This is a genomic window from Bacteroidota bacterium (assembly GCA_013360915.1).
Taxonomy (GTDB): Bacteria; Bacteroidota; JABWAT01; order JABWAT01; family JABWAT01; genus JABWAT01.
Map to the genome: position 1 here is coordinate 62,447 of JABWAT010000010.1, position 13,773 is coordinate 76,219.

Genomic DNA, 13,773 nt, shown 5'->3' on the forward strand with positions numbered 1-13,773 from the left:
TTTATAAAAGTATCATGGCAGAACAAGAACACGATCAGCACGGCCTCGATAAAGACCGGTACTTTAATGACCCCGATTACCGTCGGAAGGTTCAGAAATTCAGGGAATGGGAACTGTGGTTCCGGCGGGTTCTGATCATTGTATCCCTGCTGATTGTGGTTCCTATTGTTCTGTTGCTCAGTTTTTCTCTGACCGATCTGCCCAGTCTCGAAGAACTGGAAAATCCCCGACAGGAACTGGCTACGAATGTGTACTCGTATGATGGCGAGGTGATTCACCGGTTTTTCAACACCAACCGGCGGCGGATCACCCTGGCCGAAATGTCGCCGCATGTCGTTAATGCCCTGCTTGCCTCTGAAGATCGCCGGTTCTATGATCACTGGGGATTCGATGTGGTCCGGTTTTTCAAAGCCATGTACGTGAACCTGTCAACCCTTTCGTTCAGCGAAGGGGCCAGCACCATCACCCAACAGCTTTCCCGCACCCTTTTCCTGAAAAGTCAGGAACAAACCATCACCCGGAAAATCAGGGAATTGTACACAGCCATCCACATCGAAGTCACTTACACAAAAAATGAAATTCTCGAAATGTACCTGAATCAGGTGTATTTCGGTTCGGGGGCTTATGGCATTCAGGCCGCCGCACAGACCTATTTTAACAAAAACGCCCGCGATCTGACTGTCCTTGAAGCCGCAGCCCTCATCGGAGCCCTGCCGGCACCGAATACCTTCAATCCGGTGAACCGCCCGGAAAAATCACAGGAACGCCGCAACCTGATTCTTCTCAACATGGTCGATGCAGGTTACCTGACAGCAGACGACTACCGGAAGCTGAAAACAGAACCCACGTTGACCGATTTCAGACCCATCACCGATCTCGGGCAGGCGCCCTATTTTACCGAACAGGTGCGACAGTACCTGCAGAATGAAGGGGAAGGACGCGGATTCAATCTGTATAATGACGGACTGTCTGTCTTCACCACCATTGATACCCGCATGCAAACCATTGCCGATCAGGTGGTGAAAGGTCATCTCGATAGTATTCAGGTGCACTTTAATCAGACCATGGTTTGGGAAGATGATCTCATGAGGGTTCTGATCAAGGAAACCACCCCCTACATGAATGCCACCCAGATACGGGGCGAAGACACCACGCGGGTCATGAACCGGCTGAAGAAAAACAAAGCATTTATCGATAGTCTGAAGGCAGCCAAGTCGGTTCTTCAGGCTGGATTTGTGGTGATGGATCCGCGAACCGGCATGGTAAAAGCTTACGTGGGTGGTCGGGATTTTAACACGGTGAAATTTGACCATGTGGCCCTTGCCCGGCGACAACCCGGCTCCTCCTTTAAACCCATTATTTACTCGGTTGTGATCGACAAAGGATATCCGCCTACTTATGAAGTGCTGAATCAGCCGATCACCATCGAAGATGAAACCGTCAAGGGGGGGTGGTGGACACCTAAAAACTCAGAAGGTGAGTTCGGCGGAATGACCACACTCCGGGAAGCACTGCGGAAATCACTGAACCTGATCACCATCCGGCTGGTGCTCGATATCGCCAAACCTTCCGAAGTGGTTCAGGTGGCCCGACGGATGGGAATCACCAGTAAATTGTGGGCGGTTAACTCCATTGCACTGGGGTCCAGTGAAGTTACCGTTATGGAACTGACCTCGGCATACAGCACGTTCCCCAACGAAGGATTGCACGCCGAACCACTCATGGTGATGAGGGTAGAAGACATCAATGGAAATATCCTGCTTGAAAATTCACCTCAGAATCAGGAAGTGTTTTCAAAGGAAACCGCTTATATCGTGAACAACATGCTTCAAACCGTGATCAACCGGGGAACCGGGGCAGGAATCAGAGCCCGGTTCGGATTTTTTCAGCCGGCCGGCGGGAAAACCGGAACCACCAATGATCATGGCGATGCGTGGTTTGTTGGATATACCAGTGATCTTGTGGCAGGTGTCTGGGTCGGATTTTCAGACCGCCGGATTCACTTCCAGACCATGGAACACGGTCAGGGTGCACGTGCGGCCATGCCCATCTGGGCCAAATTCATGAAGGATGTATATGACAACCGCGACATCGGCATGCCTTCAAGCACCTTCAGAAAGCCGAATGGTATTTATGAAATGATGGTCTGCAGTGAATCGAAGAAGATCGCCGGCTCCTTCTGCCCGGAACCTTATCAGGAAGTATTCACCAAACTGAATGCACCCACCGAAACCTGTACCGTTCATACCGAGGCCGGAACGGTGAAACCTGAAGAGAAACCGAAAAAGAAAAAGATCGGGTTCTGATGACAATTCTGATTCTGGTCAGCGGTCTCCTCCTTCTTTTTCTTGCCTGGCTGACCTGGGCCTGGAAAAAGTTTCTCGATGCATTCCAGATTGAACTGGAACCGAATCAGCCCATGCCAGACCTTAACCAGGTCCCCTATGAGACCTGGCATATTCCCACGGGTCACTCAAAAATCATCCGGGGCTGGATGTTGCTTCAACCCGCCGACCCATCAGCTCCCATTGTGATTGTGGCTCACGGCTGGACCCGCAATGCCACCTTTCTCTGGCCGATCAGTTACCGGTTGTGGAAAGAGGGCTATCAGGTTTTTGCCATCAATGCGAGAAACCATGGCGAATGCGATCTCGATCCCCCCATGTCGGTTCTCAAATACACCGAGGACCTCGAAAACACGATCCACTGGCTGCGTTTACGGTTTCCGGGAAACCCTATTGCCATGACCGGGCATTCTCTCGGTGGCGCTGCCCTGCTGATTGCCTCTGTTCGGGTTCCAGGAGTATCTGCCGCGGTTCCCATCTGTGCTTTTTCCCGTTCTGACCGGATTTTCGAGATGGATATCCGGCGGGCCGGTGTACCAATGATTCCGGTTGGAAAAGTGATTCTGGCGCTCATCCGGCGATATCTGGGCCATTCCTATGATGATCTTGCCCCTGCTTTCTGGGTCCGGAACTCAACAGTCCCGACGCTTCTGATCGGCGCCGGACTCGATACCCGGGTCCCACCCGACATGCAGTATGAACTGAAGGCCGCCTTCCCCGAGGGGATTGCCTACGGTCCGGTTATCGAACCGGAAGCCACTCACACCAGTCTTCTCACCGACCCGGGCACAATTGACCGCATTGTCCGGTTTATTAACCGACGGCTGAAACCAACGGATGGAAATCCGGCCGACCCACTGACCGATGGAAACGGAGTTTAATAATGAAAATACCGCTGATTCTCCTTTCATTCCTGCTGGCGGTTTCCAACACCCTGGCACAACCAGTTTATCAACCACCGGTAACCCGATCATTGATGAATTATCCCGATGGCGGCGCCTTCCGGATTCTGATCACTTCATACGGATTCGGCATCGGGGGTTTGTATCGTCATCAGATCAGCGAGGACTGGGCTTACCAGTTCGAATCGGACATTTCACCCGGAAAAGATGACCGGGAGGTCGAAGAGTATGATTATTGGACGGATCAGGTTTACACCCGGAACAAAATCAATTCCCTGCTGCTGATTCCATTTCAGAATGTACTTCACTACCGGTTATTCCGCGCTTCCATCCAGGATAATTTTCGTCCTTTCCTGTCGGCCGGGGCAGGACCTCTGATGGGATATGTGTTTCCCACTACAGATGATTTTTTTTCAGGTCTGGGAGATGGAAAAGCCATCTGGGGCGTGACAGGATCGGTTGGATTCGGCGCCGACTTTGGCAGCAACTTCGGCCTGATTCAGGGTCTGGCTTTCCGGTATACCTTCAATTATCTCCCCGATGGGGTCACCCTGCTACGCGTCCCAACCCGATACCGGTTACCCGATGACCCGCCTGATGCCAACGACCGGGTCCGCCTCGTCGACCGGGTTCACAAAACCTTTCATGCCTTTCATCTGAGCCTTTCCATCGGAAAAATGTGGCCGCGATGACTCAAAACGGTTTTTATTCCGATTTCGATACCAATACCCCCGGTGGTGAACGGAAGGCTGATTACCGCACTCCTTTTGAAATGGACCGCGACCGCCTGATTCACACCTCGGCTTTTCGTCGACTGCAGGCCAAGACCCAGGTGTTTTTTGCCGGCGAATATGACTTCTACCGGTCCCGGCTTACTCACTCCATCGAAGTGGCCCAGATCGGGCGATCCATCACCGCCTTCCTGAATCAGACGTCTCCTCACCTGTCAGCCCATTTTTATCTGGATGCCGCATTGGTCGAGGCCATCTGTCTGGCTCACGATCTCGGACATCCTCCCTTCGGACACGCAGGAGAGCGGACCCTTCATACACTCATGATCAATCAGGGCGGATTCGAAGGAAATGCACAGACCCTGCGGCTGCTGACAGACACCATCTATCAGGATGAGACCGGCCGGAAGGGACTGCAACCTACACGGGCGTTCACAGATGGCGTGATGAAATACAAGGCCACCTTCAGCGAATGGCCTCAGCCCCCCGAAAATCATTTCCTGTACGACAGTCAGCTTCCCGTGAGAGAATGGGTGTTTGCCGGGGACACTGCCAAACGATCACCAGCCGACTGGAATGAACTGAAAAGCATTGAATGCCAGATCATGGATTGGGCCGATGACACGGCCTACTCGGTCAACGATATCATTGATGGTGCTCATGCCGGATTTATTACGCACCATCGTGTAGAAAAGTGGGCGGGTAGCCGTTCACTCACTCCACGGGAGCACGACTGGATCCAGGACCTGCTCCGGCTGATCGGGTCCGAAGACATTCACCGGCAGTTCAGCCGAAAGATTGGTCGGTTTCTGCAGGCCACCCGCCTCGACCCGGTCACCCATGCACATGCTCCCGATTCAAACCGGTACCGATTCATGCTCCATATCGATGAAGAAGCACAGGCAGAGTCGCGGCTGTACAAGAAGCTGGCTGTGGCTTTGGTTTTCCGCACACCGCAGCTGCAGCAATTCGAATTCAAGGGAGACCGCGTGCTCCGGGAATTGTTTAATGCCTTTTCTGAGCAGGCGGTGAATGGAAAATACGGCATTCTGCCGGTGTCTCTAAGGGAAGGTCTCGATCGTGCCGGATCAGAAACCGATCGCTCCCGCCTGATCTGCGACTATCTGGCCGGAATGACCGACCGTTTTGCCATCCGGACCTACCGACGGCTTTTCGATCCCGATTACGGAAGCCTTTCCGACCTGATCTGAGTTAACCTGCCCGGGACAGCCCGTTTTCCACTTCTGCCGCCACCACGTTTTTCAGATCGGTGAAATGATTATAAAGGACCCCGTGCAACTCTCGGATCTCTGCGGCTGACAGTCCGGCCGACAACCCATGCTCCCGGAGCATCGCAAGTGAAACCTCTGCATCCTGCAACTGCCCCAAGCCGCTTTGCCAGTGCTTCAGACGATCTGTCAGGTCGGAAGGAACGGGAAAAATCAATGTCAGGGCTTCAAACTGATACCGGTATCGCTTCACCTTCAGACGGAAACGGTGGAGGGCTTCCACGTTTTTGCTGTCCAGCGTGTTCAGGTCGTGGGATACCGACCGGCAGATTTGATTGACCATTCCGGCCAGACGGATATCGGTCAGCTTTTCTTCCGTTCTGCTTCCGGCGGTCAGATGCAGGATGGTCCCGGTGATCAGTTTACCGGCCTTTTTTACCGGGTCCTCTTTAAGCCAGCGGCTGAAGGCCCGGTCTCCGCAGGCTTTCAGGTAATCAGCCAGAGGGGCTGCAGACGGAACCGATGCAGAGAGCCCTCTGAAGACCAGTTCCTGGACCTGCAGGTCCCTGATCTTTCCGGGTTGTTTCAAAAGATCAGACAATTGACGGATGGCCTTTTTACAGTCGGGGTGCCCGCTGAGAACCGACAGCAGATGCAGCTGACTCTGTAACCGGCGGCTGGTGGTTCGCGTCCGGTGAATCAGCACAGGAGACCCTGTCACCACCACCTCCCCGATGATTTTCAGAACGGTCTGCCCGGTTGTGTGCAGGCGTGTGGTGAGTTCCACAGCTCTGCTTTGAGTGGTTGCATTCATTATTATAAAACGATTAATTTTATTAACTTATTAATTTTAAACCACTTAATCGAGATTTTGTTTTATGAATTACGGTCTTACTGGTTTGTTTACTGGTTTTCTGCTCGCCTGCCTGCCTTCTGCCGGATCGGCCCAATCCGATTCCCTGATTGTTCCCGGCGAGGACCACTTTACTGCCATCCGGCAACTGACTTTCTCGGGAGAAAATGCCGAGGCCTATCTTGATGCAGCAAACGAGCGCCTGATTTTCCAGTCAGCGAATGATTCAACCCCATGCGATCAGATTTTTATCATGAATCTCGATGGATCCGGACTGAAGAAGGTTTCAAAAGGCGGCGGGAAGACCACCTGTTCCTACTTCATACCGGGAACCAACACCATTTTATACAGTTCAACCCGGTCCGCCGGTTCAGACTGTCCTCCTCCTCCCGATTTCCGCAAGGGTTACGTCTGGCCAATCTATCCTTCTTTTGATATTTATCTGGCCGATGAAAACGGAAACGACATCCGCCCGCTGACCACCACCCCGGGATATGATGCCGAGGCCACCGTCAGTGTCGATGGCAAGACGATCGTCTTCACCTCGATGCGTGATGGTGATCTTGATATCTACACCATGAAATCGGATGGATCGGATGTAAAACGCCTTACCAGTGAACTGGGGTATGATGGCGGACCGTTCTTCAGCCACGACGGCACCCGAATAATCTACCGGGCCTACCATCCCCAGACCGAACAGGAAAAGAGCGACTACCGGCAACTGCTCAGCGAAAACATCATCAGACCGATGAATTTCGAAATCTGGATCATGAATGCCGATGGCACAGGAAAAAAGAAACTCACCAACACCGGCATGGCCAGTTTTGCACCCTTCTTTTCCCCGGATGATCAGTGGGTGATTTTCTCCTCGAACATGGCCGACCCGGTAAAGAAACGGAACTTCGACCTGTTCATGGTCCGTGCCGATGGATCCGGTGAGATCAGACGAATCACCTTCAGTCCCGGTTTCGATGGCTTTCCCATGTTTACCCGTGATGGCAAAAAGTTGATTTTTTCCTCGAACCGCAACAATGGCGGCGGAAACAGCACCAACGTGTTTGTTGCCGACTGGACCTGGACCCCCCTCACGAAAGGAACCAAGCCATGAAATTTGAGACCATTCTATACGGGGTCGACTCCCGCATTGCCACGGTAACCATCAACCGTCCCGACAAACTGAATGCCCTCAATCAGCAGGTCTTCCGCGATCTGAAGGCGGTTCTGGATGATATCCGCGGTCATGATGACATTCATGGGGTCATCATCACAGGAGCTGGAAGCAAAGCCTTTGTGGCGGGCGCCGATATCACCGAAATCCATCAGCTGACAGCCTCTGCAGGCAAAGCTTTTGCAGACAGTGGCCAGGCCGTGTTTAATCAGATTGAAAACCTTGGAAAACCCGTCGTGGCAGCAGTCAACGGATTCGCGCTGGGTGGCGGATGCGAACTCGCCATGGCCTGTACTTTACGCATTGCTTCCGAAACAGCCCGTTTCGGGCAGCCCGAAGTCAATCTGGGCGTCATTCCCGGATATGGGGGAACGCAGCGGCTGACCCGCCTGATCGGAAAAGGCCGCGCCATGGAACTCATCCTCACCGGTGATCTGATCGATGCACAGGAAGCCCACCGGATCGGACTGATCAATCATATTTATCCGGCTTCTGAACTCATGAAAGAAGCCAGACTCCTGCTTGGAAAAATCTGTTCAAAGAGCCTGGTGGCCGTTCGCTATGCCATTGATGCCGTCAATTCGGACGATCTCCCGCTCCGGGATGGCCTTCAGAAGGAAGCCAGCCTTTTCGGATTGGTGGTTTCCACTGCCGATGCCAAGGAAGGCACCCGGGCTTTCCTCGATAAACGCCCAGCCGTATTCAGCCACCAATGACGGAACCAGGTTATCTCATACTTCTGGGTGCTCTGTTGTTACTGAGCGCCCTGTTTTCCGGATCCGAAATTGCGTTCATCACGGCCAACCGCCTGAAGGTCGAAGTCAAGCGACGCCAGGGGAAGACCGGGGCCGCACTGGCTTCTGCCATGATGAGCAAACCCGAGATTTTCCTGACCACCACACTGGTCGGAAACAATTTCGTCAACGTCATTTATGCCACCGTGATGACCCTGCTGCTGACCAGCACCTTCGGAATTACTAATCTGGCAGTACAGACCATCGTTTCCACCCTGGTTTTGCTCTATCTGGGTGAAATCATTCCAAAGATCCTTTTCAGGCAGCTGGCCGACCTGCTGGTGATCCGGCTGGTCTTTTTTCTGAAGGCCTGTTACTTTTTGCTTTTTCCGCTGATTTCCCTCTCCCGACTCGGCTCTCTGCTGGTGGTCCGGCTGGCTGGTGTCAGACAGGCCTCGCTCAGTCAGGCTTTCAGTGTGCATGATGTCGAAGACATTCTGGCAGAAGGCCGGAAAACAGGCACCATCGATCCGGATGAGTCCGAATTGATTGAAAATGTCTTTGAAATGAAGCAGCAGCGGGTTGGCGAAATCATGATACCCCGTACCGACATCTCGGCGCTGGACATTCAGACCACCATGCCCGAATGCATTGACTTTTTCAGAGAAACCGGCTACAGCCGAATTCCCGTCTTTGATGGCTCGGTTGATAACATTGTGGGGATTGTCCATGCCCGTGATTTGTTCCGGTCACCAGCCAGTCTCAGTGACATCATCCGTCCGGTTCAGTACGTTCCCACTTTTAAAAAATCCTCCGAACTGCTCAGAGAATTTCAGCAGAAGGGAACCTCGGTGGCCATTGTGATCGATGAATATGGCGGAACTGCCGGTTTGCTGACCATGGAGGACCTGCTCGAAGAATTGGTGGGTGATATTCAGGATGAATACGACCGGGAAGACATGATCCTCCGGTCGATCGGTCAGGGCAGCTTTCTCGTCTCAGGCCGGGTCACGGTCGAGGACATGAACGAAAAAATTGAACCCGCCATCGAAGAAGGCGATTACGATACCCTGGCCGGATTTGTGGTCCATCATCTTGGCAGAATCCCGGCCGCCCGCGAAAAAGTAGTGGTGGGCCCCTACACGTTCGATATTATCAAAGCCACACGAAACCGGATTGATCTGATGAAACTTCATGTGAGAGGCACCGATGAAAAAGAGTCCTGACTCGGGCGGTTTACAAATACAGGACATTCAGCAGGAATTCGAAAAGGCCTCGGTTGATTGGCTCCGCCGCTCCGTCCATCAGATTTCGGTGGATGCCTTCTCCCTGCCTGCCACCCGGTTTCTTCAGCTGATGAATCTGGATTCTGATTCCATTCCGGCCGACTATTTCGATCCGCTCAGTATGCAGCAAATGATCTGGGAAGAAATCAATAAGGTGAAGACCCGGTTTTTTTCCATTCTGTCCGATCTGGGAGCCACTGCCCCTACCGGAAGTTCGCCCATTGCCGAAAAGCAGGATTTTGCCACGTATTGCGAGTATTCCGGATTCATTGGCGACCTGGCCGCCGTCATGGTGCATTACCAGACTTACCCGGTTCCCTCCGATTCCATAAGAAAGGAACAGGCTCCGGATAAACGGGTCATTGCCCAATATGTCCTGCTCAGACACACTCAGCTCGAAGCCTCAAAGGCTCAGTTTCTTCAGGACATCGCCAACCGCTGGGGACTGAAACCAGAAACGCTGCTTCTGGCACCGTATAAAACCTATGCCGAACTGGTTGACCGGGAAAAACGCCAGACCAGTATCCCCGCTGGCGATACCAACAAGTCCAGAATCCAACGGTTACTCGAATTCCCCGATTCCTGGATGCGGCTGCTTGGCAGAACTCCGGCTTCCGAACTGATCGAACTGGAACAAACCCTGGTCACCGGAACCATCTTCGATACCTCACGCTCTCTGCTGACCATTGCCAACAATTCCACCGAACGGTTGCCCGATTTCCCGATTTTCCAGACATACCTGCAGCTGTTCGATGAAAAGGCCATCAAGCGGACCGGTGAGCAGGTTTTCTTCGAGGATTTTCTGTATGCGGTCTGGAAGGAAGCCTTTACCAATACCGTGGTCACCCTGCGTGAATCGGGAGTGGAAAAAGCACGCGAGGTCTGGAACGTCATGTATCAGGATCTCGATTTCAACACAGACATGCTGGTGCACAGCGCCTCGGAAACCAATATCCTCACCCAGCTTTCCGAGTTGGATAAACGCGCCGAATCGCTCGATGACATCCGCAATCAGTTCATGGATCAGTTTCTGCGCGATGAAATTCCCGGAGTGGTCAAGGCCGTCCGCGGATTTCTGCAAACCCTCATCAAGGAGGACAACGAACCCATCCGTGTGGAAATGGCGCGCGCTTTCCGCATGACTGAAAGCTCTATCAACATCAATTCACACCGCCAACTGAAGGAAGCAGCCGAACTGGTTGCCGATGTACTTGAAGATCCCAAAGCTGATTTCAAATGGATCCGTGCCCACAAGGAGGATATTCTCGGCTCACTCGAAGTCATTGATATTCTTCGGGAAATTGCCCTCGGTGATGCGGTCATGACACTTGAAACCATCGAAAAAACCGAATCCTTCACCACCCTGTGGAACGGACTCATTCAGAAGCTCGGTATTGTCCGCGGTGCAGCCAAACCCAAAGCAGAACCCGACGTGAAAAACTTCAAGGATGACTCGGGAATTGATTTCTTCGGTGACCTCACCGACAGCCTCGGTGACGACCTGGCTGCCCTGGACCCCGGAGCCTTGCCTACCGAATAGTATTTAAATACGTTTCAACGCAATGACGCAAAGGGTAAATACAGGAGAACGCAACGTTTTTATGGTTTAAATTCAAAAACCTCTGCGTACTTAGCGAATTCTTAGCTGTCCTTGCGTTTAAATGCATTTCACCGCAAAGCACACAAAGGGTAAATAACCAAGAACGCTAAGATTTTTTTGTTTTCAATACAAGAATGTTAGCGCCTATAGCGACCTCTTTGCGTCCTTGCGTTTAAATCCTATACCCCCACCAGTTTCAGAATCTGGTAGGTGCCGACAGCGAGAACGTAGGCACCGATGGTGTAAACGGAAAGTTGAAGGAGCGGGATTTTCCAGCCGCCGGTTTCCTTCCGGGCAACGGCCAGAGTGGAAATGCACTGCATGGCAATCATGAAGTACAGCAGCAGGGCAATGGCACCGGCCGTGGTAAAGAGGGGCTCACCGGTCAGGTGGTGAGTGGCCGATTTCATGGTACTCAGAATGGATTGCTGCAAACCTTCCTCGTCACCGGGATCGGTTACGTTCAGGGTAAGTGCCAGCGAGGAAACAAAGACTTCCCGTGCTGCAAAGGCCGTGATCAGCGAAACACCCACGCGCCAATCCATCCCGATCGGATCCATTACCGGTTCCAGCACATGTCCGGCTTTGGCTGCAAAGGACGAATGCAACCGTTCCGCTTCATCGGGTTCTGACCAGTTGGGAAACACAGTCAGTGCCCAGATGGCCATGGAAATAATCAGAATGGTAAGTCCGGCCTTTTTCAGATACAGGACCACTTTGTTCCAGGTGGTTTTTAAAATCAGCCAGAGTTGAGGAATGCGGTAAGCAGGCAGTTCAAGAATAAAAGAAGAGTCCTCACCCGATTTCATCCACCGGCTCACCACCGCACTGACCACCACACCCGAAAGCAATCCGCCCACATACATGAGCGCCATGATCAGACCGGCCAGAAGCGGTGAATCGGGAGAAACCAGAAAGGCAATCAGCAGGGCATAGACCGGTAATCGGGCCGAACAGCTCATCAGCGGTAAAATCAGAATGGTGATCATCCGCTCGCGGGTATTCGGAATGGTCCGGGCGGCCATCATACCGGGAATCGCACAGGCAAATCCGGAAAGCAGGGGTACAAAGGACCGGCCGTTTAATCCGATGGCAGCCATGGGCTTATCAATCAGCATGGCTCCCCGCGCCAGATATCCCGAATCCTCGAGAAGGGTCATCAGCAGAAACAAGATCACAATCTGCGGAACAAAGACCATGACCGCACCGACTCCGGTAATCAGACCGCTGCCAATAAAGTCGGCGAGAAGTCCCGTTCCGGCCCAGGTAGGCGTGGTATCTGCCAGCCAGGAAAAACCAGCATCCACCGCATCCATCAGCGGACTAGCCAGCCAGAAAATTGAAGCAAACAGCAGCGTCATGGCCGCCAGAAAAATCGCGGGTCCGGCCACCGGGTGAAGAAACCAGCGGTCGAGCTGAACGGTCATCTGGTCGGGTTCGGGGCGGCGGACCGTCAGATCTTCAGCCAGTGTGGATCCGCCCTCAGGAATCAGAACCGATTTCTCGTATGCCTCTGCCAGTTTGAACAGGTCGCGGATAGAATCGGGAGTCGGATCGGGAGGCCGTGTCACCGTCACCGGTTCATGTGCCACCTTTTCTTCAATTTTCCGCACAAGATCACTCAGACCCTGTTTCGTAAGACTGTTCACCGCCACCACGGGCACGCCCGTCAGCAATTCAAGTTTTCCGGTATCGGCTTTTAACCCTTTTCTGGCAAGCAGATCCGACATGGTCACCACCAGAATCAATGGGAATCCGGACTGTTTCAACTGGAGGGCCAGATAAATCTGACGAGACAGCTGAGTGGCATCGGCAAGGACGAGCAGCAGATCGGGCTGACCGAAATCGGGGTGAACAAATAGTGAGTCAATGGCCACTGCTTCATCGAGAGAGTGGGGTGTCAGACTGGAAATGCCCGGGGTATCGAGAACCTGAATCTCACGACCTGATCCCCCGTGCAACGCCCCCACACTGTAATCCACCGTGGAGCCGGGATAATTCGCGGTCAGATAGGAAGAATGCGTGAGTGCATTGAAAAGCGAGGTTTTACCGGTATTGGGTTGCCCGACCAGCATGACCAGCGGAACACCGGAATGAACCCGGTGATCGGCCTGGTTCAGATCTTTATACACAGAGCATCCTTGCGTCGGAGGGCAAAAATGGTTCCCCTGAGTGACAGGGCAATCGGATCGCGGAAAGGCGACCGGTTCAGTAACTGAATTTCCTGACCGGGGGTGAAACCCAGATCGAGCAACTTAAGATAACTCGGGTGACTTTCCTCGAGGGAGTGAATCACAGCCGATTCACCAATGATTAACTGATCGACGCTGCGGGTTCCCATCACACCGTCTCCTGAGGATTGTTTTTCTGGCATTGGGCACATTTGCCGAAAATCTGCAGGGAATGCCGTTCAGGCCGGAAAGAATTCCGGTTGCACATTTCATCCTGAAGCATTTCAAGCTCGGGCATACTGACTTCGATAATGGTTCCGCAACCGGTGCAGATCAGGTGGTCATGATGCCTGAACCCAAAACTGCGCTCATAATGCATGTGGTTGTGACCAAACTGATGACCTTCGATCAGGTTGCATTCCATCAGAACTTCCAGTGTGTTATACACCGTGGCCCGGCTTACATCGACCTGCTTGTCCCGCAGACGGGTGTAAATTTCATCTGCATTCAGATGCTCGTGGATGGAATAAATTTCCTCGAGCACCCTGAACCGTTCGCGGGTGGACCGGTAGCCCTTGGCTTTCAGATACGCTTTCAGTATCTCTGAAGCCTGTTCGTATTCTGGATTCATCATTATCTTGTTTAGACTTATTCTACTCTAAAGTAAAGAACACCAGAACGGGAGTCAATGTTTCCAGCGGGTGAAAAACCGGCCGGCAGGTTAGAAAACCATTAATTCAGAGTGACCCTTCTA

The 13,773-nt window shown here is 52.7% G+C and carries 12 protein-coding genes; 8 read left to right on the top strand and 4 right to left on the bottom strand.

Annotation, left to right across the window (positions count from 1 at the left end):
- Positions 1-14: 14 nt before the first annotated feature.
- From HUU10_11325 to dgt, 4 genes are read left to right on the top strand one after another with little or no spacing between them, the layout of a single operon-like run.
- On the top strand, positions 15-2,306 hold the full coding sequence (locus HUU10_11325; GenBank protein ID NUQ82189.1) for a PBP1A family penicillin-binding protein: 2,292 nt from the start codon (positions 15-17) through the stop codon (positions 2,304-2,306).
- Positions 2,306-3,226: an alpha/beta fold hydrolase gene (locus tag HUU10_11330; protein ID NUQ82190.1), complete on the top strand. Its 921-nt coding sequence runs from the start codon at positions 2,306-2,308 to the stop codon at positions 3,224-3,226. The genes HUU10_11325 and HUU10_11330 overlap by 1 nt, the downstream gene beginning before the upstream one ends.
- A 2-nt stretch (positions 3,227-3,228) precedes the next feature.
- Positions 3,229-3,939, top strand: coding sequence for a hypothetical protein (locus HUU10_11335; GenBank protein NUQ82191.1), 711 nt, complete (start codon positions 3,229-3,231; stop codon positions 3,937-3,939).
- The gene (dgt, locus tag HUU10_11340) at positions 3,936-5,189 is read left to right on the top strand and encodes a dNTP triphosphohydrolase (protein NUQ82192.1); all 1,254 of its coding nucleotides are present in this window, start codon (positions 3,936-3,938) and stop codon (positions 5,187-5,189) included. The genes HUU10_11335 and dgt overlap by 4 nt, the downstream gene beginning before the upstream one ends.
- A gap of 1 nt (position 5,190) precedes the next feature.
- Here dgt and HUU10_11345 read toward each other — a convergent pair whose 3' ends face one another.
- Positions 5,191-6,021, bottom strand: coding sequence for a CHAD domain-containing protein (locus tag HUU10_11345; GenBank protein NUQ82193.1), 831 nt, complete (start codon positions 6,019-6,021; stop codon positions 5,191-5,193).
- A gap of 64 nt (positions 6,022-6,085) precedes the next feature.
- Here HUU10_11345 and HUU10_11350 point away from each other — a divergent pair, with 64 nt between their 5' ends.
- The 4 genes from HUU10_11350 to HUU10_11365 are packed head-to-tail and all read left to right on the top strand — an operon-like array spanning position 6,086 to position 10,788.
- Positions 6,086-7,168: a PD40 domain-containing protein gene (locus tag HUU10_11350; GenBank protein NUQ82194.1), complete on the top strand. Its 1,083-nt coding sequence runs from the start codon at positions 6,086-6,088 to the stop codon at positions 7,166-7,168.
- A complete protein-coding gene (locus HUU10_11355) occupies positions 7,165-7,944 on the top strand; it encodes an enoyl-CoA hydratase/isomerase family protein (GenBank protein NUQ82195.1) in 780 nt (259 codons plus the stop codon). Before HUU10_11350 ends, HUU10_11355 begins: the two co-directional genes overlap by 4 nt.
- Positions 7,941-9,188 carry an HlyC/CorC family transporter gene (locus tag HUU10_11360; GenBank protein NUQ82196.1) on the top strand — a complete coding sequence of 416 codons (1,248 nt, stop codon included), beginning with the start codon at positions 7,941-7,943 and terminating at the stop codon, positions 9,186-9,188. Before HUU10_11355 ends, HUU10_11360 begins: the two co-directional genes overlap by 4 nt.
- Complete coding sequence (locus HUU10_11365) at positions 9,172-10,788, top strand: hypothetical protein (GenBank protein NUQ82197.1); 1,617 nt, start codon at positions 9,172-9,174, stop codon at positions 10,786-10,788. Before HUU10_11360 ends, HUU10_11365 begins: the two co-directional genes overlap by 17 nt.
- 239 nt (positions 10,789-11,027) lie before the next feature.
- Here the strand turns inward: HUU10_11365 and HUU10_11370 are convergent, their stop codons facing one another.
- Genes HUU10_11370 through HUU10_11380 form a run of 3 tightly spaced genes read right to left on the bottom strand, consistent with a single transcriptional unit; the run spans position 11,028 to position 13,653 of the window.
- Positions 11,028-12,980, bottom strand: coding sequence for a ferrous iron transporter B (locus tag HUU10_11370; GenBank protein NUQ82198.1), 1,953 nt, complete (start codon positions 12,978-12,980; stop codon positions 11,028-11,030).
- Entirely contained in the window at positions 12,965-13,189 is a 225-nt protein-coding gene (locus tag HUU10_11375; protein ID NUQ82199.1) for a ferrous iron transport protein A, read from the bottom strand. The genes HUU10_11370 and HUU10_11375 overlap by 16 nt, the downstream gene beginning before the upstream one ends.
- A complete protein-coding gene (locus HUU10_11380; protein NUQ82200.1) occupies positions 13,189-13,653 on the bottom strand; it encodes a transcriptional repressor in 465 nt (154 codons plus the stop codon). Before HUU10_11380 ends, HUU10_11375 begins: the two co-directional genes overlap by 1 nt.
- Between the last annotated feature and the right edge of the window lie 120 nt (positions 13,654-13,773).